This window comes from Paraburkholderia sp. GAS33, assembly GCF_050436645.1.
Lineage (GTDB): Bacteria > Pseudomonadota > Gammaproteobacteria > Burkholderiales > Burkholderiaceae > Paraburkholderia > Paraburkholderia phenazinium_B.
The window spans coordinates 1,197,284-1,220,356 of the sequence record NZ_JBNDMP010000001.1; the positions used below are offsets into that span (position 1 = coordinate 1,197,284).

Consider the following 23,073-nt stretch of genomic DNA (forward strand, 5'->3'; position numbering starts at 1 on the left):
GTCGGGATATCGGGACCTACGCGGTTGGCTTACCCGAACGCGTGCGAAGCCTGGTCCAACACCTCGTCGGCCCATTGACTAATACTTTTACCAGCTGCCGCGGCGGCGACACTGACTGCGGCATGGACCTCGGGGCGGATGCGGAGCATGAGTTTGCCCGACGCGGCCTTTTGAGGTTCCCGCCCGGTCTTCTCACAATCGTCCAGGTAGTGATCGATTGCTTTGCGAAAGTCAGCCGTCAACCCGGCTACTGTTTCGCCGTGGAAAGTGATGCGGTCCGACACACCGAGCACATGTCCAACAAAAATGTTGTCGGCTGGATCGAATCCGACCTTGCCCAGATAACCCTTATAGGTCATTGCATTCATCATGGCGTTACTCCCAATTCGATGAACCATTCCCGCACTTCCTCCACCTGATACCTTTTCGCGTCCTTGCCCGGATGCGGTCGATGCAAATATCGTCGACTGCCATTCAATTCGAATGCAATCCGCGAACCGGCGCCTTCCCTGACTTCGCCTCCTAACGCAACGATCAGCGATTCAATTTCCGCGAACACGATGCCGCCGGGCGTAGGTCGTTTGAAGACCGCGTGCAATGTCGATTTGTGCCTGGCTTCATGGTCGATGATATCATAAAGTGATATCATAACGCGCCACGTATCTCGATAAAGCTGCGTCTCACTGGCACGCTGATGTCGCGCAAATTTTCAGCGCGGCAGCAGTTCTCTGTGTCGGCCGCCACCTACTTAGGTGGCAACTGCGCGATAGGAATCAGAAACTCCGAAAACCCCGTCAATATGATCTGCACGCCAATGCAGAGCAGCAGAAACGACGACACCCGCATCGCCACCTTGGTGCCTTCGACGCCAAGATAGCGGGCAAAAATGACGGCACGGCTATAGGTGACATAGACGACCACGGCCACGATGATCGAGATCACGACCGAGGCGATGCTGGACAGCACGAACTCGGACAGCTTGTGGGTTCGGTTCGCATTCAGCGCGATAGCCGTGGCGAGCGAACCCGGCCCGGTGGTCAACGGCACCGTGAACGGGAAGAAAGCCCGTGACGTGGCGTTCTCCGCATCGACCCGCTTGACGGCGGATTCCGCCGGCGGCGTATCGGGCGCATTGAGCATGTTCCAGCCGGCGACCGCGACAGCCAAGCCACCGCCGATGCGCAGCGCCTCCATGGAAATGCCGAAGAAATGCAGAACAGGCGTGCCGAGGAAGAACGCGACGAGCAGCACGCACATCACGTTGATGGCAATCTTGCGCGCCAGCGCGGTGCGTTCTTCAGTGGTAAGCGATGCAGTCCGGTCAAGGAAAACGAAGGCAATGCCGAATGGATTGATGATGCTGATCAATCCGGTAAACCCAAACAGAATGTCCGAGATCAGACTTTCCACCATGTTGGCGATCCGCATCGAGCGACAGCTCAGATGGGTCCCGGCCGGGACGCGATGAGCCATCGGATTGTGTCTGGCTGGACGGAACCTGCTTCCCCGCCCAGATCGTTCTTCTGTTATTCACGCGGTCAGACCATGCGGGCAAACCCGATTGCCGTAGACACCCATGGCCACACTATGGTCGCACGCCTAATCATATCCCGGCCGCTCCCGTTACGACCGCCGCGACTCAAAGCCTTCAAATTGCCTACATCTTTTTGACGACCTTTACGGACCAGAGCCATCTGGCATAAAGTCGGGACGGAAGACTGGCTTCCCCAGACGCACCTACCGTTCGAGGAGTTGCTCCCCATGTTCCTTCGCATTCTCGCCGCGCTGCCGTTCATCGGCATCCTGCTCGGCGTGCCGTTCGTCAACCGTGTCGAGCCGCTCGTGCTGGGCATGCCATTCGTGCTTGCATGGATCGTCCTGTGGGTGATCCTGATCTCGATCATCATGGGGATCGTCTACCGGCTCGATCCGACCAATCGTCAAACCGCCGTCGATACCGAAGAGGCCCGATCATGAGCAGCGCTCTCGTTATCATCGCCCTCTTCACGGCATTCGCGCTGTATCTCGGACTGCGCGCCAAGCGCGGTCACGACATGAGTCTCGAACAGTGGACCGTCGGCGGCCGCAGTTTCGGCACCGCGTTTGTGTTCCTGCTGATGGCGGGTGAGATCTACACCACTTTCACCTTTCTCGGCGGCAGCGGGTTTGCCTACGGCAAGGGTGCGCCGGTCTATTACATCCTCGCTTACGGGTCGCTTGCCTACATCCTGTCGTACTGGATGCTGCCGCCCATCTGGCGCTTCGCCAAAGCCCAGCGGTTGATCTCGCAGCCGCACTTCTTCGCGCGCAAATACGACAGCCCGGCTTTGGGCGTGCTGGTCGCGCTGGTCGGCGTGGCTGCGCTGATTCCGTATCTGGTACTGCAACTGAAGGGACTCGGCATCATCGTCGCAACCACCTCGTATGGCGCGATCTCGTCGACCTCCGCCGTCTGGATCGGTGCCGCGGTGGTGACGTGCTACGTGATCGTCTCGGGGGTGCGCGGCTCGGCGTGGAACTCGGTCGTCAAGGACACGCTGATTCTGGCGATCGTGCTGTTTCTCGGCATCTATCTGCCGATCCATTACTACGGTGGCCTTAGCGATATGTTCCGGACGATCGACGCCGCCAAACCCGGCTTCCTCACTTTCCCCGCCAAGGGGTCGAGCGTGGCCTGGTTCCAGTCGACCGTACTGCTCACCGCGCTTGGGTTTTTCATGTGGCCGCACACCTTCGGCTCGGTATTTACAGCCAAGGACGAACGCATTTTCCGTCGCAACGCAATCGTGCTGCCGCTGTATCAACTGATCCTGCTGTTCGTGTTCTTCGTTGGTTTTGCGGCCGTGCTGAAAGTGCCGGGCCTGAAAGGCGGCGATATCGATCTCTCGCTGTTCAAGTTGTCGTTGCAGACCTTCGATCCCTGGTTTGTCGGGATCATCGGCGGCGCGGGCGTGCTGACCGCGCTGGTGCCGGGTTCGATGATCCTCAACACGGCCTCGACCCTGCTCGCCAATGACGTGTACCGCGGCCTGCTCAAGCGCGATGCAGCCGACGAGTCCGTGAAGAAGCTTGCACGCGTTCTGGTGCCTGTCGTCGCTCTGGTCGCCGTGGCCTTCACGTTGCATGGCGGCGAAACCATCGTCGCATTGCTGTTGATGGGCTACAGTTTCGTCACCCAGCTGTTTCCGGCCATGGTGTGCAGCCTCGCGCCGCATAACCGGGCGACCAAACAGGGGGCGTTCTGCGGAATTCTGGCCGGCGTGGCGGTGGTGGCAGTGACGACGCTGATGCATCTCAGCATGGGCCAGTTATTCCCGTTCCTGCCCGATGTCGCCAAAGACGTGAATATCGGCTTTGTCGCACTGGCCTTGAATATCATCGTATTCGTGCTGGTCAGCGCGGTCACACAGCCGCGCGCCAGCGGGCAACAGCCAGCGCATACGCAAGTGCATTGAGCACGCGACGCGGCTTCTATTTGCAGGTGTCGGCAAATAGAGGCCGCTTTCCCTGGATGGATTGTTAGACATCCTTCGCGATCTGCGAATACATCTGTTTCCAATAACGGCTCCAATCGGCGCCAAGCAGTGCCAATTCCCTCCTCAAACTGCTCCTATCAATCCATTCATAAGCCATTTCTACCTGCTATCGATAATTGATTAAACTTTCCGGTAATGGTGACGTTATTATTAGTCACCCACTTCGATATTAAAAACGCCAAATGAACGAAGATACCGTGGAGTTACCCGTCAGGGCAGTGCCGGCCGCATTGAACCTTGACACCGTTCCGGTCGGCACGCCGCTCGACTGGCCTATCGTGGACGGCGACGGCACCTTGCTGCTCGATGCCGGCGCGATCCTGGTCGGCGTCGAGGAACGCAAGTTCCTGTTCGACAACTTCAAGCCGCAGCGCGGCGACGTGCCTGATGCCAGCGCATCGCCCGGCGAGGCTGGTGCCGCCAGGACCGACACGTCGGATCCGCTGGCGGTCAAAGACATGCATCTGACGATCGGTGCGCTGATCGGCGTGCGTCTGCATGTGGGCAGCGCCGCGCCGATGCATCCGTGCCGCATCATCGGTTTCGCGCCGAACCAGTCGCTGTTCGCTACCCCGCCGCTGTTCGAAGGCAAAATCCTGCCGCTGGGGGTCGGCGAAAACGTGGAGATCGTCGCGATCGCGAGCCAGGCGGTGTTCCGCTTCGTCTGTACGGTCGAAGCGGTCTGCCAGTTGCCGTTCGACTACGTCGTGCTGTCCAGACCAGGGGTGATCCGCCGGCTGCGCGAGCGCAAATCGATCCGCGTGCGGGCTCGCCTCCCGGTGCGCTACGGGGTCGGCGAAACTGGAAACACGTACGAAGGCATCGGCCTCGCGAAGGGCGTCAGCGCGCTTGGCATGTCGCTGACGGCGTCCTGGCCGCTAGGGTCGGTGGGCGAGCGTTTGCGCGTCGCCTTCCGTCTCAAGTCCAAGGAGCTCGACACGACGATCGAGACCACGGCGATCATCCGTAACGTGCAAAAGGGAGTTGCCGGCGAACCCGCCGTGCACGGCCTTGAGCTCGACCGGCTCGACATGGGGCAGCAGATGGCCATGAAGGTCTTCGTGTTCGACCGGCAGGACGACGTCCTGTATTGGACCAACGGCAGCAACAAGTAGCGGTAGCGGACTGCGCGGGAATCAGGGCGCCACGGGCTTCACCGACACGACCTGGGGCGTACCGCCCCCGTTGTTGGCGCGCAGTTTCACGCGCCAGTCCGGGTGATCGGCAAACGGAAACTGGGCCAGCGCGCTCTTCACGAGGTACGGAATCGCATGCTGCGGGTCCGCATCGTGATCCACGCTGCTGGCGCTTACTTTGTAGACCTCGTGTCCGTTGGTCTGCTCGAAGAAGCGCAGCGTCAGCGAGTGTTTGTACGAGTGGCCGAACAGTGAGAACGAGGCCTGGCCTGGGCCGCTGCAGTCCGCCTCCGGGCACCCTGCCGTGCCGACGCCCACGCCCGCAAGCCGGGTGTCGTAAGCGATCGACAGCATATAGTGCGCGTGCAGTTCGGTGGCATCGGCGAAGCCGTATTTGCCGAGCTCGGTCCGGATCAATGCTTCGTATTCCCGATGATCTGGCGTGTCGTCCTGCAACGGCGAGCGTGCCAGCACGTAGCTGCGCTCGCCTTGCAGCGGCGCAGCCGAGGGCGACGCACGCACGTCGGTGTTGACGCCGGCACATCCCGTCAGGCCGGCGGCGAGGCTTGCTGCGATTAGCGCGGTACCTATCAGCGTGATTTTCATCATCTTCTCGCTTCGTCAAAAGTATACGGTGTGCTTGTCAGGCGCTTCATGGCCGCCGGTCTGCTTGACGCTAGCTACCGCAGCCTGGCGTCGAGTTGCGTATCGAGCTTCGCGTCGAGTGTCGTGTCGTCGAAGGCCGGCAGACGCACCGTAAACGCGGTGCCCTTGCCCGGCGCGCTCTCGACCTGCACCTCGCCGCTGTGACGCGTCACGACAGTTTTCACGAAAGCCATCCCGAGTCCCGCGCCGCCGGTCTCCGGCTGCTCGGTTTCGTGAAAACGCCGGAACCGCTGGAATAGCCGGCTCTGCTGGTCGAGCGGGATGCCATAACCCTGGTCGCGGATCGTGCATTGCACGCGTCGCGGCAAGCCGTCGACCGGCCCCACCGTGCAGACGATGCGCGACCCAGGCGGGCTGTACTTCACGGCATTGTTCATAATATTGACTAGCGCGCGCGTCATCAACGAGCGATCGGCGCAGATCCAGTAGCCGTCGTCGCCTTCCGCGGCGGTTTCCATCTGGATCTGCTTGGCATGAGCCTGCGGCCACACTTCGTCGCTAGCGTCGATCGTCAGCTCGCTCAGGCTCACCGGTTCGAGAACGTACGCCTGCGATTCGGCACGTGCCAGTTGCACGAAGTCGTCGGCCAGCGTCAGGGCGCGGCGCGAATAACGTGCGATGCGCTCCAGCAGTTCATGTACGTGGCCCGACTCGGTGCGGGCGCGTTCAATCTCGACCAGCGCGAGAATCGAGGCCTGCGGCGAGCGCATGTCGTGCGACAGCAGCCGCAATGCATCCTCGCGCTGGCGCTCCGCCGCGTGCAGCGCAGAAACGTCGACCAGACCGGCGATCCAGCCGGTCACTTCCCCTTCTTCGTTGCTGCACGTCGCGTAGCGCAGCAGGTGGTCGCGCTCGGCCTGATCGCGCACTTCGATGCCCTGCGCCATCAGGTCCGCGAATTCGCGCCGCGCCGGATCGAGGATCGCCGGCCAGTGTGTGCGCGCCCGCGCATCGTTTTCGGCGTCACCCTCGCCGCCGGCATCGATGGTCTTCACGAACGTCAGATCGCCGAGCACCTCGCCCATCAGACGGCCTTGCGGCGGCTGGGCTCCCAGTCGAGCAAAGTGCGTCATCGCGGCGTGGTTGGCAATCAGCACGATGCCACGCACGTCGCTCACGAGGATCGACTCGGGCATGCTGTCGAGGCTGTCCCAGACGAAGCGCTTCATGTCCTGCACGCGCCGGGCGGCCTGCGCCATCAGCGCCATATGCTGCTCCAGCACATCGCCGCCGAACTCGCGGCGGCGCGGCGGCGTCTCCGGCAGCAGGTGCGGTTCGTCTGCGAGACGCTGCAGTTCCTTGCGCAGATACGTCATGGTCATTTCGAGCCGCCGCCAGTTCCAGATCGGATACACCACGATCAGCCCGAGCACGGCTGGCACCGGCGACACCCACAGCCGTGCGCCGTATAGCAAGGCGGCACTCCCGCAGCCGATGACCGCGCTCAGCGCCGCCGTCAGCAACAACGAACGCCATGGCGAGAGCACGAGGAAGCCCGCCAGCAGCGCGGCGAGCGGCACCAGCGAGACCAGGATCAGCAGAAAAGCCGGGACTGGATCGATAGCCCGGCCGGTCAGCAGCGTGTCCAGAATATTCGCGTGGATATAGACGCCCGGCAGCGGTCCCAGATCACCGGAGACAGGCGTCGCGAAGCGGTCGTATAAGCCCGAGGCGGTCACGCCTACCAGCACGACACGGCCGCGCAGCACGTCCGGCGGGACCTCGCCTGCCACGACGCTGGCGAACGACACATGCGAATAGTTCGTTGCGTTCAGGCTGAAGGGGATCAGAAAGCGCGCTTCGTCGACGGGTTCGCGGGTGCGGTCCTGCCGCCCAGCTAACCCTTCGACCGGTTGCGCGAGCCGGATGGCACCGCTTTTGATCGCGCGCCAAGGGGGTACCATCAACTGCGGCCAGCGCGAGTGGGCATCGCCTTCAAACAGCGCGACACTGCGGACGATGCCGTCATTGTCGACTTCCAGATTGATGTGGCCCAGTCCCGCCGCGGCTTCCGCCAGGCGCGGGACGGGTTTGACGACGACCCGTGCGCCGTCTTTGTCCTCGGGACTGAGCAGAACCGGCAGATAGGTCGGGCTGAGGGCGACCGCGTGGGCCAGTTGCGCGTCGTCTGCAGCGGCCTCGGTGAACAGCACGTCGTAGATCACGGCGGCCGGCTTCGCCTCGGCCAGCCGCTCCAGCAGGCTCGCGTGGACGCTGCGCGGCCAGGGCCAGTGGCCAAGCCGCTCGATGCTCGCATTGTCGATTTCGACCACGACGATATCGGCCAGCGCTGCTTGCTTATGCAGCATCAGGAAGCGGTCGTAGACCAGATGATCGATGCCTGCCGTCCAGCGGCCCGAGGCGCTGGCGAGGATCACCGCAATGCCCAGGCAGCCGATCGCGCCCCACTCCAGCAGGAAGCGTCGGCCAGCCGGCCGCCCAAGTCGTGCACGCGGATCGAGGCTCATGCGCGGAGAGTTAGAAGAGTCCTAGCGGGCAAGCGTGAACGACCGGATCGAGCTGCCCTTCTCGTAGAACCGGCCGTTTTCGAACTGCTCGGCAATCACGGTCCAATAATAAACGCCGCGTGGCAGATCCGTCACCACGAGCTCGCCGGCCGGCAGGTCGGTCCGGTCGACAAGCGGACTGCGCAGATCGGGCGAGGCGCCAAGGACGAAGCGGAAACGGGTCTCCACGCCCGGCCGGCTCGCGAACCAGCGGAACGTATAGTCGCGGGTGCCGGCGTGTGGCGTGGCCGATGCGCTCAGACCCAACTGGCGCCGCTCGAAAGCGTAGATCTGCGGCAGGCCTTCAAGACCATTGCGATCGACTGCGGAGATGCGCACGAAGTAAGTGCCGTCGGGCAGATCGCCGAAATCGGCATGCGGCTCTTTCACCGGTAGATCGCGGATCAGGTCGAGCAGATCCGCATCGCGGGCGATCTGCACGCGATAGCCGGAGGCCTGATTTTCCGGGACGAGATCGAACGCGACGGTTTTGCCGTCCTGTACCCTGCCGGGATCGGTCAACGAGGGGGCGGCCAACAATTCGACCGGCGTGCCGATCGAACCGCTCGCGCTGGACACGTTGCCGAAGCGCGCCGACACGAGCTGCTCGGACGCTTGCAGCGGCACGCCCGGCGCAGGTGCCGCCGCCGACCCGCTGGCCGGATCCACGCCGACCGCGCCGTCCAGCACTTCCACCGCGGTCTGTTGCTGGGCGGTGTCGTAGCTCACCCGAAAGTGCGTGCCGCGCACGCCCGCCACCACCGACGGCGAACGGATCTGGAAACGATCGTCCTTCTTCGTCGCGTGCGTGACTTCGCTTTCCACCTCTCCACGCTGCAGCAGAAGCACCCGGTCGGAGGCACCGGTCAGGCTGGTCACACGCAGCTTGCCGACCTCGAGCCTGGCGCCCTGCGACAGCGTCACGTGCGAGCCGTCCGGCAGTTCCAGCGACGCGAAGCCATCGTGGCCGGTACGCACGCGATCGCCTTCGCCGAGGCTCGTGCCGGCCGCAAGCGGCGTGTACGGGCCGGCGCCAAACGCACGTTCGACCGGACCGCTGACGGCCACCACACGCGCGGCTTCCTGCTCCTGGCGCAGCAATGCTGCCGGGATTTGCAACTGGATGCCCGCCTGCATGCGGCGCGGCGCCGGCACCTTGTTCAGGCGGCTCAATACGGCCCAATCGTGCGGATCGCGCAGGTAACGTGCCGCTATCTCATACAGGGTGTCGCCGGCTTTGGTCGTGTAGGGCACGGTCACAAGTGACGCGCTTTTGCTGTTGTGCGCCGCGGCCAGTGCCGGGGAAAGCCCGAGCGCCGCGACGAAGCAAGGCACGAAGATCGCCAGCGCACGGCGCGCACTGCCAGCCGCCAGACCCACCGGCGGCGTGAATCCAGAAACCGTCACGCATCCCCCTTTTCGATGCGCTCAAGCCGGTATCCATAGCCGTAGATCGGCGTCAGGCGATAGCCGTTTTCCGGCCTAAGGCCGAGCTTGCTGCGCAACATCGAAACGTGGGTATCCATTGTGCGTGACGGGATTTCAGTGGCCTGCTTCCAGATCACATCGAGAATGTGCGCACGCGAGAGCGGCCGGCTCAGATGCTGGAATAGCAGCAGGGCAAGGTCGAATTCCTTTTGCGTGACCGCCACGGCGGTGCCTCGCACCAACACGTGCTTGGAACTGAGATCGAACTCGTAATCGCCGAAGGTTTCCTTGAGCGCCGCAGTGTTGAGCTTGTACGCCCGCCGCAGCAACGAGCCGACGCGAGCCAGCAGGACACCCGAGGACACCGGTTTCACGACATAGTCGTCCGCGCCCGTGTTGAGGATCGAAGTGATATCGGTCTCGCGGCTGCGGCTCGTCATGAACAGCACCGGCAAACGCTCGGAGAGGCTCTCGCGCACCCAGCGCAGCACTTCTTCGCCGGACATATCGGGAACGTTCCAGTCCAGCACCAGCAGATCGAAAGTCTGGCGCCGAAGCTGGCGGACCAACGCGCGGCCCTCAGCGTAGGCGTGGCAGATGTGACCAGCGGCCGAGAGCGTTTGACATACCAGATCGGCCTGAGCCGGATCGTCATCCAGGACTGCAATTCTCATAACACCCCGCAACGCAATTCCGTTATTCGTATCTGGATGGCCGGTCATCGGTCAAGAAAGCGCGTGCCTCTGTTGGGGCTGCACCGCGGCGTTATCTTTTGCGTCAGACGCGTACCCGGCGCGTCAAGCACGAGACAACGAACTCCGCCACCGACAACTCTATTTATCGATTATTAGTCGTGCGCCACAAACCTGCGTTTAAAACAGGTATCGGGAATATCTCAAAAATGGCGCACGCTTCACCCGGTCACAAAGCGTGATTGGGTTTTTTATCATAATCGAAAACCGCCACCCCCTTCCGAATGTCATCCACCTGCCATCCGGCATCGGCTCAAGCTCTCGAGCCTGTCACTCCACTTCCCTAAAGCACTTCCTTGGGTCATAACCGGGCTTACAGCAGGTCTCGCTCGCGCTAATTCTATGGCCCCGTCTAACCTGTTCTTGTGGGCGCAAAGCTCTTTGCATCGCTCTCGCCTTCGTCATTCTCATCGTCGTTCTGCGGCTTCGACCGACTGTTCAAAGCCGCGTCCAGGTGAATGCGTACGTGCTCCCAGGCTCCGTGTGCATAGTCAGGTTGAGTCGCTGCCCAATCTTGTGCCAGTCCGAATACACGCCGCACTGTCGCGGCGCAAGCACTCAGATCGTCGTCCGAGTCACGCTTCGCCGTCTCACGCAGCAACTCGGCCAGCCACGGCATCTCGGGCGCACACGAATCGGCATAAGCAACCACCGCTGCGCGGGCGTGGCGATCATTCGCCGGATCGAGTTCGATACGCTGCAGGCGCCGCCCGACCTTGCGCTTCTGCTCGTTCGCCCTGAACGGAATGCGCGTCGTGCCTGGTCTAAAAAACATCCAATCCCTCGATTAGCGGTGCAGCACCCGTCACGCTATTTTTTCCAGCGTGATGCATCCCGCATGTTTTTCGTGACGCCGTGCTCCCCGCCATACGTCCGAGTGTCAAATAATTATGGTCTGCGAGACAGTATAAGAACTGTCTCAATTTAAATCGTTTAAAGATTGTTAGATCGGTTTCCGGGTGTGTTCGGGAGCGCGCGTAAAAACGCGGCCTCGACGCACCAATCCATTGAGGGCAGGCAGGTAGTCAGTATTTTGCGCAGTACCGGCCAGATTATCGTGTTACAGAATTTGTGCGGCCGGCGATTCGTCAGGCGGAATTTTGCTTTCGTAATTGGCACGGATGCAGCGCGGGACCGTTCGACTATTCCGCGGCCCATTCAGCCAAAGTCGCCACGGTATTCATGTTGCGTGCGGTTCCATTCGTGGCGGCCCGGATCTTCAGTTTTGAGTTTGCGATCCCGTTTGCATAGTGCACGTAGATCTCGCGGGTTCCGAGTGCGATCTCTTCCGACTGCTGGCCGCTCACCTTGCTCAAGGTGTCCGCAGGCGGCGCTCCGTCGAGAAAGATGGCCAACGTCCGGTTCGGCGCGGCCGACTGGAAGGGGTTAGCGTCGAGCACCGCTGCCAGTTCCGCACCGGTTCGGACCAGCACGCCCACGGGCTTGCCGGCGTAGGCCTCGAGGGCACCTTCCAGCTTTGCCTTGACGGACTTTTCAGAGAGCTTGCTGACAAAGACGACGTTGCCGCTCGCGATGTATGTGCGCACCTTCGCAAAGCCGAGGGATTCGCACATGGCGCGTAGTTCCGCCATTGGAAGTTTGCCGGTGCCGCCGACATTCACGGCGCGCAAGAGAGCGATATAGGTCGTCATGTCGGCATTCTATTGCGTGTCGAGCGGTCGCGGTTTGTCTATGGCCGATCCCCTTACGCCTTACCGTTCACCCCGCTCGGGCGATCTCCGGCATGGGCGCGAACAGCGCGTCGAGATCGTCATCGGAGAATTTCACTGTCTCCGCCGCGTCCTCGGACAGAATGCTGTCGGCCAGTGCCGCCTTCTTCTCCTGCAACCGGACAATCTTCTCCTCGATACTGCCCGCCGCGATCAGCTTGTACACGAACACCGGCTTATCCTGTCCAAGACGATGGGCGCGATCCGTGGCCTGATTCTCGGCCGCCGGGTTCCACCACGGATCGTAGTGGATCACCGTGTCCGCCGCTGTGAGGTTCAGGCCGACGCCGCCCGCCTTCAGGCTGATCAGGAAGAGCGGCACCTCGCCGCGCTGAAAACGCTGCACCGGCGTGGCGCGATCGGTGGTGTCGCCGGTCAGGGTGACGTACGGGATCGCGGCCTTGTCGAGCGCCGCCGCAATCAGCTCCAGCATGCCGGTGAACTGCGAAAACAGCAGCACGCGCCGGCCTTCTTCGATCAACTCAGGCAGCATCGCCAGCAATAGCTCGAGCTTGGCCGACTCCTTGACGCGCGCCGCCTTCTCGAGTTTCACAAGACGTGGGTCGCAGCACACCTGACGCAATTTCAGCAGCGCATCCAGCACGATGATGTGGCTTCGGGCAAGTCCCTGCGAATTCACCGCCGCGCGCACTTTCGCCTGCATCGCCGTCCGGACGATTTCGTACAGATCACGCTGCGAGCCCTCCAGATCAACCGTACGCACAATCGTGGTCTTTTCCGGCAGCTCTTTCGCCACCTCGTCCTTGCGCCGGCGCAGCATGAACGGACGAATGCGCCGCGCCAGCAGCTCGCGCCGAACGCCATCGCCATTGCGCTCGATCGGATTGCGCCAGCGCTTGGTGAAGTCCTTCTGCGTGCCGAGAAAACCCGGCAACAGGAAGTCGAACTGCGACCACAATTCCCCGAGATGGTTTTCCAGTGGCGTGCCGGTGAGGCACAGACGGTGCCGTGCGCGCAGATCGCGAATCGCAGTCGCCGACTTGGTGGTGGCGTTCTTCACATACTGCGCCTCGTCGAGAATCAGCAGGTGGTACTCGTGCTCCGAGAGGACAGCGTGATCGCGCCATAGCAGCGCATAGGTCGTGAGAATCAGGTCGTGCTGGCCGATCAGTTCGAAGCGCTCCTTGCGCTGCGGCCCGTTCAGTACCAGCACCTTCAGATCCGGCGCAAAACGTTGCGCCTCTTCCCGCCAGTTATGGACCAGCGTGGTCGGCAAGACGATCAGCGCGGGACGGTCGAGACGCCCTGCTTCCTTTTCCGCCAGCACGTGGGCGAGCGTCTGCACCGTTTTGCCGAGGCCCATGTCGTCGGCCAGAACGCCGGCCAGGTTGTGCTCGCGCAGGAACTGCATCCAGCTCAAGCCCTGATGCTGATACGGGCGCAACTCGGCCCGCAGTCCGCGCGGCACCGGCACTTCCTGCACACCGCCGCCGGTCTGCAGACGCTGTGCCAACTGGCGGATCGACGCGTCGCCCTGGAATTGCCAGCGTCCCGTATCGGTCAGTGCGGCAAGACGTCCGGCATCAAGCTCAGGAATCCTGAGATTCTCGTCACCCTTCCAGCTACCCAGCCCGTCGAACAGATCGACCAGCACCCGCACCACCGGCTTGAGCCGTCCCGCACGCAGACGCAAGCGTTCGGCGCGGTCGGTGGTCAGTTCGATGGCTTCGTCATCGTCGATCGTTTCGAGCGCCCCGCCGAGCCAGCGGCGGTCGCGCCGGAACAGTCCGGCCAGCAGCGGTTCGAGGCGCACGGTGCGATCACCCAGCGTGATGCCCATCTCGAGGTCGAACCAGCCGTCGCCGGTCCGGCGCGCGGTACCTTCGATTGCATCGATTTCGATCACGTGATGGCGGAAGCCGGACGCCAACGTTACGCGCCATCCCGCGTTGCTGAGCGCCGGCAGGGTTTCATCGACGAAGTCGGGCCAGGCGTCGACGTCGGGTAACGCCAGTAGTGTCTCGGGCAGCGTGTGCCGCGCGTGGCCGCCGCTTGCCGGCACCACCTGCAGCCCCGCCTTGCGCAGTTCGAGAAGACGCTTTTTTTCAGTGTCGTAGCGGCGCCGGATATGCAGCACGCTGCCGCCGGGCACCGGCACCAGCGTAGCGCTGCTCTCCGCCTTGATGCTGACGCCTTCGTAGTCGAAGCTGGCCGTTGCGAAGTCCAGCATCTGATTGCGCTGGAAGTGTTTGCCAAGTCCAAGCGCGGACATCGACAGGCTGTTGAGGGCAAGCACCGGCACCGGCTCCACATCGATGACGCGGACTTTGGCCGTATCGAGCGCGGGCGGCAACGGCAGATCGGGTGCGACTTCGCGCAGCACTGCGGCCACCAGCGGCGCCTCGGCGAGCGAAATAGGCGGCATCGACAGGTAATCGGGCAGTTGCGGGAATGGCAACGACAGCTCGACGATGCCCGCCTCGCCCGCCTCGGCGTCGACGTACCAGACCGGCTCGGTGGCGAGCACCATCGCGGCCTGCGGCTCGGTGCGCAGCACCGGCCTCAGACGGTCGTCCGCCTGAGCTTCCCATTCGATGCGGCCCGCTCTTGCCGCGCCCCTCGAGAGCGGGCGTGGCGGATGCCGTGGTGTGCCGTCGGCTGGGTTCGCAGGAAACAGACGCCCTGTCGCCACGAGCTTATGCAGGACGTCGCCGCCGTTCGAGCCACGCAAGATGAAATGCCCGTGGTTCTGACGCGAATGGCCGAGCCACAAACTGCGCAAGATAACCAGATCGTCGTCCGAAACGAATTTGGGCGCCTTGATCAAGGCTGCTTCGACATTGCTCCACGGTTCGTCGATCGAACGAATCACGCCTTCCGAATCGAGCCGTGCCTTGAAAAGCTGGATCTCGTGGCGCTGTTGATAACGTGACCAGCCGAGCTGATAGGCGAGCGCATGGGTCGGCTCGGCGCCTGGAGTGCGATGGCTCGGGGTGGTCTCGCTTTCGGCGCGTGCACGGAATGTCTCCATCCACCGGACCAGCTCGGGCCGCACGCCCGGCTGCGACTCGACCGCCCCTTCGAGCCCCGCGATCAGCAATGCGGCCATATGCTTGCACTGGTAGCCGACCGGGCACGAGCAGTCACCCTCGACCCACAACTCGTCGCCGATGTCATGAAACTGCACGTCCACGACGTACGGGTGCCGTTGCGTACCCTGCACTTCGCCGCTCAGGGTGTTGTTTTCCCAGTGCAGGTTCGACACTGCATCGACGTAGTCGCGCGCCTTCTCGACCGTTCTGGCTCCCAACCACTTCGTAACGTGTTCTCGATCGTAGAAAACTGACGACATCCGGGTGACCCATCCATGCGTGTTCAGGCGAGCGGCAGCGTCGAGGAAATGCCGGGGCAGCCTGACCCGGGCTGCGGATCCTCTGCTGTTCTGCGAGGCCCGCCGAGGGTTGGCGGGGGCCGCATTCGCCACTGCAAACCGACTATTTTACGCATGTGCCGGTCATCACCGTTGCGGATGTGTCAAGAAAACAAACACGCGTTTCAAGCGGGATGCGCCGCCGTCGGATCGCTCAGGGCGCGACGCCCGCCGCAGCGTCCGCGGGCATGCCAAAGCTCACCTCCAGATCCGCTGCGGCAAACAACTGGGTCAGCGCAGCAGACGGCGCCTGATCGGTAATCAGCAGATCGACCGCCTCGGGGCCGAACGCATGCATAAGCGCGGTGTGGCCGAATTTGGCGTGGTCGGCCACCACCACGCGCCGCTCGGCTTGCGCAAAAGCGACGAGCGAGTACGACACGTCGTCGGGCTGTGCGTCCATGAAGCGGCCTTGCGCGTCGATTGCCGTCACCGAGACGAACGCATAGCGCACGTGAAACTGGCGGATGAACGCCAGCGCGCTCTCGCCTAACGCGGCCGAGTCGTCGGCGCGCAGTTCGCCGCCCGCGATGAAAACCCGGTTGCCGTTGCGCGGCGCCAGCGTACGGGCAATTTCCGCGGAATTGGTCACGACGGTCAGCTGCGAGCGGGCGCACAGTGCCTGGGCGATATGGACACAGGTCGTGCCGCTATCGAGGATGAGCGAATCGCCGTCCTGCACCAGATCAGCTACACGCGCCGCGATTACCCGCTTCGCTTCGAGATTCTCTTGCAGGCGGCGCTGGAACGGCGGTTCGTCGAGCCGCTCCGGCAGCATCACGCCGCCGTGCACCTTCAGCAACACGCCTTCGGCGATCAACGGTTTGATGTCGCGACGGATGGTCTCGTCGGACACGGCAAAAACTTCGGCCAGTTCGGTGACCGTGCAGGTGCGCTGGGTCTGCACGATGCGCAGGATTTCAGCTTGACGTTGGGTCGAAAACATACCGGAGGGCGGGAAGGTGCGGGTGGTGCCTAGTCTAGCAAAGGTGTCACGCCAGAGAAAGCAATTTCCACACATATCCAACAAAATCAACTTTCCCCGAAAAAATGAGCTTAAGCCTTTATATTTAATGAAATAAGACGCCTTATTCAAATCACCTTACGATGAATTTTCAGTGACAGTATTGCGTTTTGAGGCGTTATGTTGCACTCTATGCCCACGAATTTCCACGCATATCCACATTCATCGCCCAGGACCTGAAAGATGTCTACACCTCTCCCCCAGCACGCCCGGGTTGTGATCGTCGGCGGCGGCATCGTCGGCTGCTCCGTGGCGTATCACCTGACGAAAATGGGTTGGACCGACGTGGTCCTGCTGGAACAGGGTCAACTGTCTTGCGGCACTACCTGGCACGCAGCGGGTCTCGTAGGCCAATTGCGCGCCCAGGAAAGCATGACGAAGCTGATCCGCTATTCCACCGCCCTCTATGCCGAACTGGAAGCGGATACCGGCCTCGCCACCGGCTGGAAACAATGCGGCTCGCTATCCGTTGCGCGCACGGCGGAGCGGATGACGCAACTCAAGCGCACCGCGGCCGTCGCCCGCGCCTACGGCGTGACCTGCGATGTCATTAGCCCGCGGGAAGCCGGGGATCTGTGGCCAGTGATGCGCACCGACGACCTGCTCGGTGCAGTCTGGCTGCCCGGCGACGGCAAGGCCAACCCCACCGACCTCACGCAAGCTCTCGCCCGCGGCGCCCGCACACGTGGCGCGCGGATCGTCGAGAACACCCGCGTTACCGCGATCCATACACGGCAAACTCCGGGCGGCCGCGAAGTCAGCGGCCTTGCGTGGCGCAACAAGGACGGCGCCGAGGGCACCATCAACGCCGAGATCGTCGTCAACTGCGCGGGGCAATGGGCGAAGGCCGTCGGCCGGCTTTGCGATGTGACAGTGCCGCTGCACTCGGCCGAGCACTACTACATCGTCACCGAGCGGATTGCCGGCGTGCATCCCGACCTCCCCGTGATGCGCGACCCGGACGGCTTTATCTATTTCAAGGAAGAAGTGGGCGGCCTCGTGATGGGCGGCTTCGAGCCGAACGCGAAGCCGTGGGGCATGAACGGTATCCCCGAGAATTTCGAATTCCAGTTGCTGCCCGACGACTGGGATCAATTCGAAATCCTGATGGAAAACGCCCTGCAGCGCGTGCCGGCACTCGAGAGCGCCCAGGTCCGGCAGTTCTACAACGGCCCCGAGTCGTTCACGCCGGACAACAACTTCATCCTCGGCGAAGCGCCTGAACTGCGGCATTTCTTCGTGGGCGCGGGCTTCAATTCGATGGGAATCGCCTCGGCCGGCGGCGCGGGCATGGCGCTCGCCGAATGGATCGTCGCCGGCACGCCGACCATGGACCTGTGGCCGGTCGATATCCGCCGGTTTGCGCGTTTCAACGGCAACGATACGTGGCTGCACGACCGCGTGAAGGAAACGCTGGGTCTGCATTACGCGATGCCCTGGCCGAACCGCGAACTCGATACCGCGCGTCCGTTCCGGCGCTCGCCGCTCTACCCGATGTTGCGCGATCAGGGCGCAAGTTTCGGCAGCAAGATGGGTTGGGAGCGGCCGAACTTCTTCGCACCGAGCGTGGCCGAAGCGAAGATCGACTACGCCTTCGGTCAGCAAAACTGGCTGCCGTGGAGCGGCGCCGAACATCGTGCCTGCCGCGAAGGCGTGGCGTTGTTCGACATGACGTCGTTTTCGAAATTCCTCGTCAAGGGACGTGATGCGGAAGAAGTATTGCAAGGCATCGTCGCCAACGATGTTGCTGTGCCGCCTGGCACCACCGTCTATACCGGCATGCTCAACGAGCGCGGCACATACGAGTCCGACTTCACGCTGACCCGCCTCGCTGCCGATCAATACCTGATCGTCACGGGCTCGGCGCAGACCACGCGGGATTTCGACTACATCGAGAAGTCGATCCCGCACGACAGGCACTGCACATTAGTGGATGTCACTGGGCAATACGCAGTGCTGGCGGTGATGGGTCCGCGCTCCCGCGAGCTGCTGCAAAGCATCTCGAAGGCGGACTGGAGCAACGACGGATTCCCGTTCGGCCAGAGCCGCGAGGTGGACATCGGCTACGCCACCGTGCGCGCTACGCGGCTCACCTATGTCGGCGAACTGGGCTGGGAACTGTATGTGCCGGTCGAATTTGCCGCGGGCGTCTACGAGACGCTGCATACCGCAGGCAAACCGTTCGGCCTCCTCAACGCAGGCTATTACGCCATCGATTCGCTGCGTATCGAGAAAGGCTATCGTGCCTGGGGACGTGAACTGACGCCGGATTCAAATCCGTTCGAAGCGGGCCTTTCGTTCGCCTGCAAACTGAACAGGCAGATTCCGTTCCGCGGCCGCGAGGCTCTGCTCAAGCTGCGCGACGAGCCTCTGCGCCGACGCATGGTCGTACTCACGGCCGACGGTGCCGCCGATCGCATGCTGTGGGGTGGCGAAGCGATCCTGCGCAACGGTGCGCCAGTCGGCTTCGTGAGCTCGGCGGCGTTCGGTCATACCTTGGGTTGTCCGGTGGCGATGGGGTATATCAACAACCCGGATGGCGTCGCCGATGCCGCGTATCTGACCAGCGGGCGATACGAGATCGACGTGGCCGGCGATCTGTTGCCCGCTACGGTCCATCTGAAAGCACCGTACGATCCGCGTTCGGAACGCGTCAAAAGCTGACCGTTCCGAACGGTACCGTGCTGGCTTGCGCCGCTCACGCCTGAACGATGTGAGCGACGTAGGCGGCGTGAGCCTGCGGCCTTTCAGGCCCGGCGAGCGCCGCGTGCCATGCTCGAAAACACGCCGTCGCGGCGAATCAGTCCATGAAACAACGCGGCCGCGAGGTGCCCTAGCACCGTTAGAAATAACGCGAGCGCCAGGTACGTATGCAAAGCCCGCAACACGGCGAACAGCGCTACGTCATGCGGCACAATTGCCGGCAGATGAACCCCACCGAACAGGGTCACCGGATAGCCCTCAGCCGATAACATCGCCCACCCGATCAACGGCATCGCCAGCATCAGCACGTAAAGCACAAGATGCGAGAGTCTGGCGACGACGCGCTGCGGCGCAGGCATGTCGTCCGGCAGCGGCGGGCTGCCACGCTGGAACCGCGCACCAATGCGCAGCAACACAAGCAACAGGATCGCGATGCCGAGCGGCCGGTGAATCGCGATCAGCGTAGCGTGCGCATGCGACACCGTCGCGACCATGCCGATCCCGATAAACAGCATCGTGAGGATCAGCAGCGCCATGGTCCAGTGCAGCAGTCTCTGTAGCGGGCTGAAATGCGTGTGTGTCGGCGTCATGACCGATCTCCGTTCGGCTGCAGATGGTGCAGGTTGGGATTGAGCGCTTCTTCGCGAGTGCGCCGGTTATACGAGACCGAATAGGCCGCCGAACGCGCGGCCAGCAGCGGATCGTCGGAGGTCTTGATGCCCGCGGGCAGCACGGTCGGATCGAAGTTGACGTCGCGGCATGGGCCGTCGTCCTGCGAGGTCTCGTGCTCGATCACGAGCGTGCCGGCATCGATCTGCTGACGCCCATCCGGCCACATCTGGGTGGCGTCGTCGGTTGGGTCGCCGGGCGCGGCCACCGTCACGATCAGATGCCAGCGCAGCGGGCCGTCCTGCAGATGCTGGGCGAGATCGGCGTCGAGGAAGTCCTTGGCGCTCTTCTGCGCGTCCGTAATCGGCGCAAACGGCGTCTCGGGCACCATCGCCCAACGCACGGCACGCGCCTGGCCGTTGGCATCCACCAAACGGAATGCGTTCACGCTGTAGTACGACCCATTGGCAAAACTCGACGAGGGCGGATGGCCCTTGACCCATGCCTGAAACGGTTTGGTCTCCGGGTTCGCGGCGTTGAACGCCTTGAGTGCCGCTGGGTCTGGTTTGCCCGTGGCCGGATCCGGCCTGGCGGCAACCAGTTGCTGATAGAACTGCTCAGGCGTATGTACCGGGAACACGGGCACCGAATTCATCCCGGTGCGCCACTGCTCGCCATCGTGCTGCGTGAACATCAGCGCGAGACTGCGGATCGGCACACTGGTATCAGGCGCAGACGGATTGCCGCCCGGAATCGCAAAACGACCGATCACCGGCGTCAACCCCGGCGCAAACACGCCAGCACTCGATAGTGCGGACGCGTTACCGTTGCTGTCAAAATAGCCGGACACGCAGACACCCTTCGCATGGTTGCGGCGAAAACCCGGATGGCTGCCGTTGTCCGCCTCGAAGGCGTTGATGATGCGATGCGTGGTCAGGCGTTGAGGCGTGAGCCAGCCGGCCACATAGGCGAAACCGCCGGCCATGGCCAGCACGACGGCCCCGATCGCGGCGAGCCGGCATGGCACGCAAATGCGGCCGGGCGCGGGAAATGATGGATCTGTCACAAGGACTCCTTTGGGCTTTTCAAGCGGGTCTGCGTGACGGCGAACACACGTCTCCTGCGTTTATTCCTGAAACGAATGCATTCATGTGAGGGAATAAAGGCGCCTCCGTCGTGTTAGCGCAGTAACAGCAAACTACTGGCGCAACCCTTATGAAATCCGATGACTCGCGGCACGATCCGCCGCTCTCCGAAACCGATATTCAGGCTTATGCCGACGGCCTTCTCACGCCCGAACGTGCCGCCCACTTGCGCCAGTACCTTGGCAAGCGACCGGGCGAGGCGCGCCGGGTGGCCTTCTACGGCAAGCTGAACCAGCAGATCCAGGACGCGTTTCAGCCGGTCGACGAGCCCTCGCCTGTTCCGGCGGCGGCGACGGGCTTCATCCACACCACCGCTGGCCGGTGGCTGACGCGGCGGCTGCAGATGAGCCGGCTGCGTCCGCTGCGAGCCACGCTGGCGGTAGCGCTCGTGCTGGCGCTGGCTGTGGTGGCCACGAGCGGCTGGATGGCGGCTTCCCGGGTTTCGCAGGACGCATTGGACAATGCTGCCGTGATGGCGTTGGCGCAGGCCGCCGGCGAGAATTTCGGCGCACAGGCAGCTCCGGCGGCCGGGGCCGTCGCGGCAGATCCCGCAGCGCCCAATCTCGTGCCGGTCGGTATGCACCTGGTGAGCCGCCGGACACTGGATCTCGGTCCGCTCGCCCGGGCAACGGAATACGTCTATCTCAACGCCCAGGGCGAACCGATCGTGCTGCTGGTCGCGTCCACCCGGCCAGCCGCAGCTGCCCAGTCGCAATGGAGCGCCCGGCGGGTTGGCACGCTTCGGCTGCTCAGCTGGACGGGCCGCCAGCAACGTTATGTGCTGGCCGGCGCCGCCAATGCACGCGGCCTGATGAGCGCCGCCGACCTGTTGACGATGAGGTAAGTCTTGTCTGAACAAAGAACTTGTTGCCGTACGTCAATCAGGCCGGGAATAAAATGTAAACAGGCGTGTTTGCACCTGTAACGCCGTGAGTCGCCTGACCCCATCCGTGCGGGCGACTGAAGTGGCACATTTCGCAGGAAAACGCCGGACCGTCCCCACCGTGCTCCTTCGCCTTCACAGGCGCGGCGCGCAGGAAGCGGTTCGGCGGCACTCACTGGTAAGGGCAATGGACATCCGTGATGAGTTAATGGAGCACGTCCCGAGGTTGCGCCGCTACGCAAGGGCGCTGATCAACAATCGGGACCTGGCCGACGATCTGGTGCAGGACACGTTGGAGCGCGCATTAGGGCGCACGTCGATGTTTCAGGCCGGTACTGACCTGCGTGCGTGGCTATTTACAATCATGCACAACGTGTTTGCCAATCAGGCGCGCAAGGCTTCGGTGCGGGCCGTGCATATTTCGGTGGACGACGAAAGCGTCGCGGAAAGCGAATTCGCGGTCCCTGCGGACGCGACCCGCTCGCTTGAAATGCGCGATCTCGACTACGCGTTGCAGCGTTTGCCCGCCGAGCAGCGCGAAGTCGTGCTGCTGGTCGGTCTGGAAGAGATGAGTTACGCCGACGTGGCGCTCGCTTTGGATATCCCGATCGGCACGGTGATGTCGCGGCTCTCACGCGGACGTGAACGACTCAGGGCCTTGATGGCGGGTACACAGCCCGGTGCGAAATTACAGGTGGTGCGATGAACGAACAAGTGACTCCGATCGGCGAAGAAGACCTCCACGCATACGTGGACGGCACGCTATCCGACGAGCGCCGCGCCCAGGTGGAGCGCGCACTCGAGCAGAGCCCCGAACTGGCCGCGCGGGTCAGCGACTACTTTTCCCTGAACAACCTCTTTCATGACCGCTACGACCGCGTGCTGAGCGAGCCGGTGCCCAAGCGGCTGCAGCCGCCTGCGCCGAAGCGTCGCTGGCTGGATGCGGCGAACTGGCCGCAGTTTGCAGGCATGGCAGCGGCGTTGGTGCTGGGTGTGGGCATTGGCGTGGGCACGCAGATGGGCAAGGACGTGCCCGGCATGACGGGTAACTCCATGAGCATGGGTGGCGGTTCTTCGGACACGCGTCCGGTCAGTGCGGACGCGTCGGATGGGCTCGCCCGTCAGGCGGCGGTCGCCCATGTGGTGTATATGCCCGCTGTGCAGGTGCCCGATAGCACGGGTACGGACCACGATCAGGATTTCGTGCAATGGCTGTCGAACAAGCTCGGCACCGATGTTCATGCGCCCCTGCTCAACAAGAGCGGGTTTGAGTTGAGCGGCGGGCGCATCTTGCCCGGCGCGGATGGCCCGGTTGCGCAGTTCATGTATCGCGGCCCCGGCGACGAGCGCGTGACGCTATGCATCTCACACCGCAAGGTCAATTCGAATACCACCGCGTTCAAGCTGTATCAGGATGGGCCGGTGAATGTGTTCTATTGGGTAGATGGGGATTATGGGTATGCGGTTTCGGGCGGGATTGATCGCAAGGTGTTGCTGCAGCTTTCGCATGATGTGTATGCGCAGTTGACGGCGAAGGGGGGGTGATGGGGGTGCGCGGCTTAC

At 62.9% G+C, this 23,073-nt stretch carries 20 protein-coding genes; 7 read left to right on the top strand and 13 right to left on the bottom strand.

What is annotated here, in order from left to right; all coding sequences use genetic code 11:
* Window positions 1-29: 29 nt before the first annotated feature.
* The 3 genes from P3T24_RS05415 to P3T24_RS05425 form a co-directional block, all read right to left on the bottom strand.
* A complete protein-coding gene (locus tag P3T24_RS05415; RefSeq protein WP_074268383.1) occupies window positions 30-371 on the bottom strand; it encodes a type II toxin-antitoxin system HicB family antitoxin in 342 nt (113 codons plus the stop codon).
* Complete coding sequence (locus tag P3T24_RS05420) at window positions 368-649, bottom strand: type II toxin-antitoxin system HicA family toxin (protein WP_429432973.1); 282 nt, start codon at window positions 647-649, stop codon at window positions 368-370. The genes P3T24_RS05415 and P3T24_RS05420 overlap by 4 nt, the downstream gene beginning before the upstream one ends.
* A 95-nt stretch (window positions 650-744) precedes the next feature.
* Complete coding sequence (locus P3T24_RS05425; RefSeq protein WP_074269428.1) at window positions 745-1,413, bottom strand: MarC family protein; 669 nt, start codon at window positions 1,411-1,413, stop codon at window positions 745-747.
* Between the two features lie 348 nt (window positions 1,414-1,761).
* Between P3T24_RS05425 and P3T24_RS05430 the strand changes: the two genes are divergently transcribed.
* The 3 genes from P3T24_RS05430 (at window position 1,762) to P3T24_RS05440 (ending at window position 4,651) form a co-directional block, all read left to right on the top strand.
* Entirely contained in the window at window positions 1,762-1,977 is a 216-nt protein-coding gene (locus tag P3T24_RS05430; protein ID WP_074268382.1) for a DUF3311 domain-containing protein, read from the top strand.
* Window positions 1,974-3,455, top strand: coding sequence for a sodium:solute symporter family protein (locus tag P3T24_RS05435; RefSeq protein ID WP_074268381.1), 1,482 nt, complete (start codon window positions 1,974-1,976; stop codon window positions 3,453-3,455). The genes P3T24_RS05430 and P3T24_RS05435 overlap by 4 nt, the downstream gene beginning before the upstream one ends.
* Window positions 3,456-3,718: 263 nt before the next feature.
* Window positions 3,719-4,651 carry a flagellar brake protein gene (locus P3T24_RS05440; RefSeq protein WP_429432975.1) on the top strand — a complete coding sequence of 311 codons (933 nt, stop codon included), beginning with the start codon at window positions 3,719-3,721 and terminating at the stop codon, window positions 4,649-4,651.
* Window positions 4,652-4,672: 21 nt separating this feature from the next.
* Here P3T24_RS05440 and P3T24_RS05445 read toward each other — a convergent pair whose 3' ends face one another.
* The 8 genes from P3T24_RS05445 to P3T24_RS05480 all read right to left on the bottom strand — a co-directional run bounded on the left by P3T24_RS05445 (window position 4,673) and on the right by P3T24_RS05480 (window position 16,092).
* Complete coding sequence (locus tag P3T24_RS05445; RefSeq protein WP_429433255.1) at window positions 4,673-5,278, bottom strand: DUF4136 domain-containing protein; 606 nt, start codon at window positions 5,276-5,278, stop codon at window positions 4,673-4,675.
* A gap of 74 nt (window positions 5,279-5,352) precedes the next feature.
* Window positions 5,353-7,806 (bottom strand): CHASE2 domain-containing protein, encoded by a 2,454-nt coding sequence (locus tag P3T24_RS05450; RefSeq protein WP_429432977.1) that lies wholly within the window; start codon window positions 7,804-7,806, stop codon window positions 5,353-5,355.
* Window positions 7,807-7,827: 21 nt separating this feature from the next.
* Entirely contained in the window at window positions 7,828-9,252 is a 1,425-nt protein-coding gene (locus P3T24_RS05455; protein WP_429432979.1) for a FecR domain-containing protein, read from the bottom strand.
* Window positions 9,249-9,947 carry a response regulator transcription factor gene (locus P3T24_RS05460; protein WP_074268376.1) on the bottom strand — a complete coding sequence of 233 codons (699 nt, stop codon included), beginning with the start codon at window positions 9,945-9,947 and terminating at the stop codon, window positions 9,249-9,251. Before P3T24_RS05460 ends, P3T24_RS05455 begins: the two co-directional genes overlap by 4 nt.
* Before the next feature lie 430 nt (window positions 9,948-10,377).
* A complete protein-coding gene (locus tag P3T24_RS05465) occupies window positions 10,378-10,800 on the bottom strand; it encodes a hypothetical protein (RefSeq protein WP_074268375.1) in 423 nt (140 codons plus the stop codon).
* A 367-nt stretch (window positions 10,801-11,167) separates the two neighbouring features.
* A complete protein-coding gene (locus P3T24_RS05470) occupies window positions 11,168-11,677 on the bottom strand; it encodes a DUF1697 domain-containing protein (RefSeq protein WP_429432981.1) in 510 nt (169 codons plus the stop codon).
* Window positions 11,678-11,744: 67 nt separating this feature from the next.
* Entirely contained in the window at window positions 11,745-15,068 is a 3,324-nt protein-coding gene (locus P3T24_RS05475; RefSeq protein WP_429432983.1) for an SNF2-related protein, read from the bottom strand.
* Window positions 15,069-15,300: 232 nt separating this feature from the next.
* On the bottom strand, window positions 15,301-16,092 hold the full coding sequence (locus P3T24_RS05480) for a DeoR/GlpR family DNA-binding transcription regulator (protein ID WP_429433257.1): 792 nt from the start codon (window positions 16,090-16,092) through the stop codon (window positions 15,301-15,303).
* 261 nt (window positions 16,093-16,353) lie between these two features.
* Between P3T24_RS05480 and P3T24_RS05485 the strand changes: the two genes are divergently transcribed.
* Entirely contained in the window at window positions 16,354-18,834 is a 2,481-nt protein-coding gene (locus P3T24_RS05485) for a GcvT family protein (protein WP_429432985.1), read from the top strand.
* Between the two features lie 83 nt (window positions 18,835-18,917).
* On the opposite strand, the gene P3T24_RS05490 is transcribed toward P3T24_RS05485, so the two are convergent.
* Together P3T24_RS05490 and P3T24_RS05495 are read right to left on the bottom strand one after the other, a co-directional pair.
* Entirely contained in the window at window positions 18,918-19,463 is a 546-nt protein-coding gene (locus tag P3T24_RS05490; protein ID WP_429432987.1) for a cytochrome b, read from the bottom strand.
* Window positions 19,460-20,548 carry a catalase family peroxidase gene (locus tag P3T24_RS05495; RefSeq protein ID WP_429432989.1) on the bottom strand — a complete coding sequence of 363 codons (1,089 nt, stop codon included), beginning with the start codon at window positions 20,546-20,548 and terminating at the stop codon, window positions 19,460-19,462. The genes P3T24_RS05490 and P3T24_RS05495 overlap by 4 nt, the downstream gene beginning before the upstream one ends.
* Before the next feature lie 149 nt (window positions 20,549-20,697).
* Here P3T24_RS05495 and P3T24_RS05500 point away from each other — a divergent pair, with 149 nt between their 5' ends.
* The 3 genes from P3T24_RS05500 to P3T24_RS05510 all read left to right on the top strand — a co-directional run bounded on the left by P3T24_RS05500 (window position 20,698) and on the right by P3T24_RS05510 (window position 23,055).
* Window positions 20,698-21,471 (top strand): anti-sigma factor family protein, encoded by a 774-nt coding sequence (locus P3T24_RS05500; RefSeq protein WP_429432991.1) that lies wholly within the window; start codon window positions 20,698-20,700, stop codon window positions 21,469-21,471.
* A gap of 226 nt (window positions 21,472-21,697) precedes the next feature.
* A complete protein-coding gene (locus P3T24_RS05505; RefSeq protein WP_074268367.1) occupies window positions 21,698-22,216 on the top strand; it encodes an RNA polymerase sigma factor in 519 nt (172 codons plus the stop codon).
* Window positions 22,213-23,055 (top strand): anti-sigma factor family protein, encoded by an 843-nt coding sequence (locus tag P3T24_RS05510; RefSeq protein ID WP_429432993.1) that lies wholly within the window; start codon window positions 22,213-22,215, stop codon window positions 23,053-23,055. Before P3T24_RS05505 ends, P3T24_RS05510 begins: the two co-directional genes overlap by 4 nt.
* The last annotated feature ends 18 nt before the right edge of the window (window positions 23,056-23,073 follow it).

Bases quoted from the DNA above. Each gene is read 5' to 3' on its own strand.
- P3T24_RS05435 (WP_074268381.1), top strand. From the start codon at position 1,974: ATGAGCAGCGCTCTCGTTATCATCGCCCTCTTCACGGCATTCGCGCTG.
- P3T24_RS05500 (WP_429432991.1), top strand. From the start codon at position 20,698: ATGAAATCCGATGACTCGCGGCACGATCCGCCGCTCTCCGAAACCGAT.
- P3T24_RS05465 (WP_074268375.1), bottom strand. From the start codon at position 10,800: ATGTTTTTTAGACCAGGCACGACGCGCATTCCGTTCAGGGCGAACGAG.
- P3T24_RS05450 (WP_429432977.1), bottom strand. From the start codon at position 7,806: ATGAGCCTCGATCCGCGTGCACGACTTGGGCGGCCGGCTGGCCGACGC.
- P3T24_RS05460 (WP_074268376.1), bottom strand. From the start codon at position 9,947: ATGAGAATTGCAGTCCTGGATGACGATCCGGCTCAGGCCGATCTGGTA.
- P3T24_RS05475 (WP_429432983.1), bottom strand. From the start codon at position 15,068: ATGTCGTCAGTTTTCTACGATCGAGAACACGTTACGAAGTGGTTGGGA.
- P3T24_RS05420 (WP_429432973.1), bottom strand. From the start codon at position 649: ATGATATCACTTTATGATATCATCGACCATGAAGCCAGGCACAAATCG.
- P3T24_RS05415 (WP_074268383.1), bottom strand. From the start codon at position 371: ATGATGAATGCAATGACCTATAAGGGTTATCTGGGCAAGGTCGGATTC.
- P3T24_RS05505 (WP_074268367.1), top strand. From the start codon at position 21,698: ATGGACATCCGTGATGAGTTAATGGAGCACGTCCCGAGGTTGCGCCGC.
- P3T24_RS05490 (WP_429432987.1), bottom strand. From the start codon at position 19,463: ATGACGCCGACACACACGCATTTCAGCCCGCTACAGAGACTGCTGCAC.
- P3T24_RS05480 (WP_429433257.1), bottom strand. From the start codon at position 16,092: ATGTTTTCGACCCAACGTCAAGCTGAAATCCTGCGCATCGTGCAGACC.
- P3T24_RS05445 (WP_429433255.1), bottom strand. From the start codon at position 5,278: ATGAAAATCACGCTGATAGGTACCGCGCTAATCGCAGCAAGCCTCGCC.
- P3T24_RS05430 (WP_074268382.1), top strand. From the start codon at position 1,762: ATGTTCCTTCGCATTCTCGCCGCGCTGCCGTTCATCGGCATCCTGCTC.
- P3T24_RS05485 (WP_429432985.1), top strand. From the start codon at position 16,354: ATGTCTACACCTCTCCCCCAGCACGCCCGGGTTGTGATCGTCGGCGGC.
- P3T24_RS05425 (WP_074269428.1), bottom strand. From the start codon at position 1,413: ATGGTGGAAAGTCTGATCTCGGACATTCTGTTTGGGTTTACCGGATTG.
- P3T24_RS05510 (WP_429432993.1), top strand. From the start codon at position 22,213: ATGAACGAACAAGTGACTCCGATCGGCGAAGAAGACCTCCACGCATAC.
- P3T24_RS05470 (WP_429432981.1), bottom strand. From the start codon at position 11,677: ATGACGACCTATATCGCTCTCTTGCGCGCCGTGAATGTCGGCGGCACC.
- P3T24_RS05440 (WP_429432975.1), top strand. From the start codon at position 3,719: ATGAACGAAGATACCGTGGAGTTACCCGTCAGGGCAGTGCCGGCCGCA.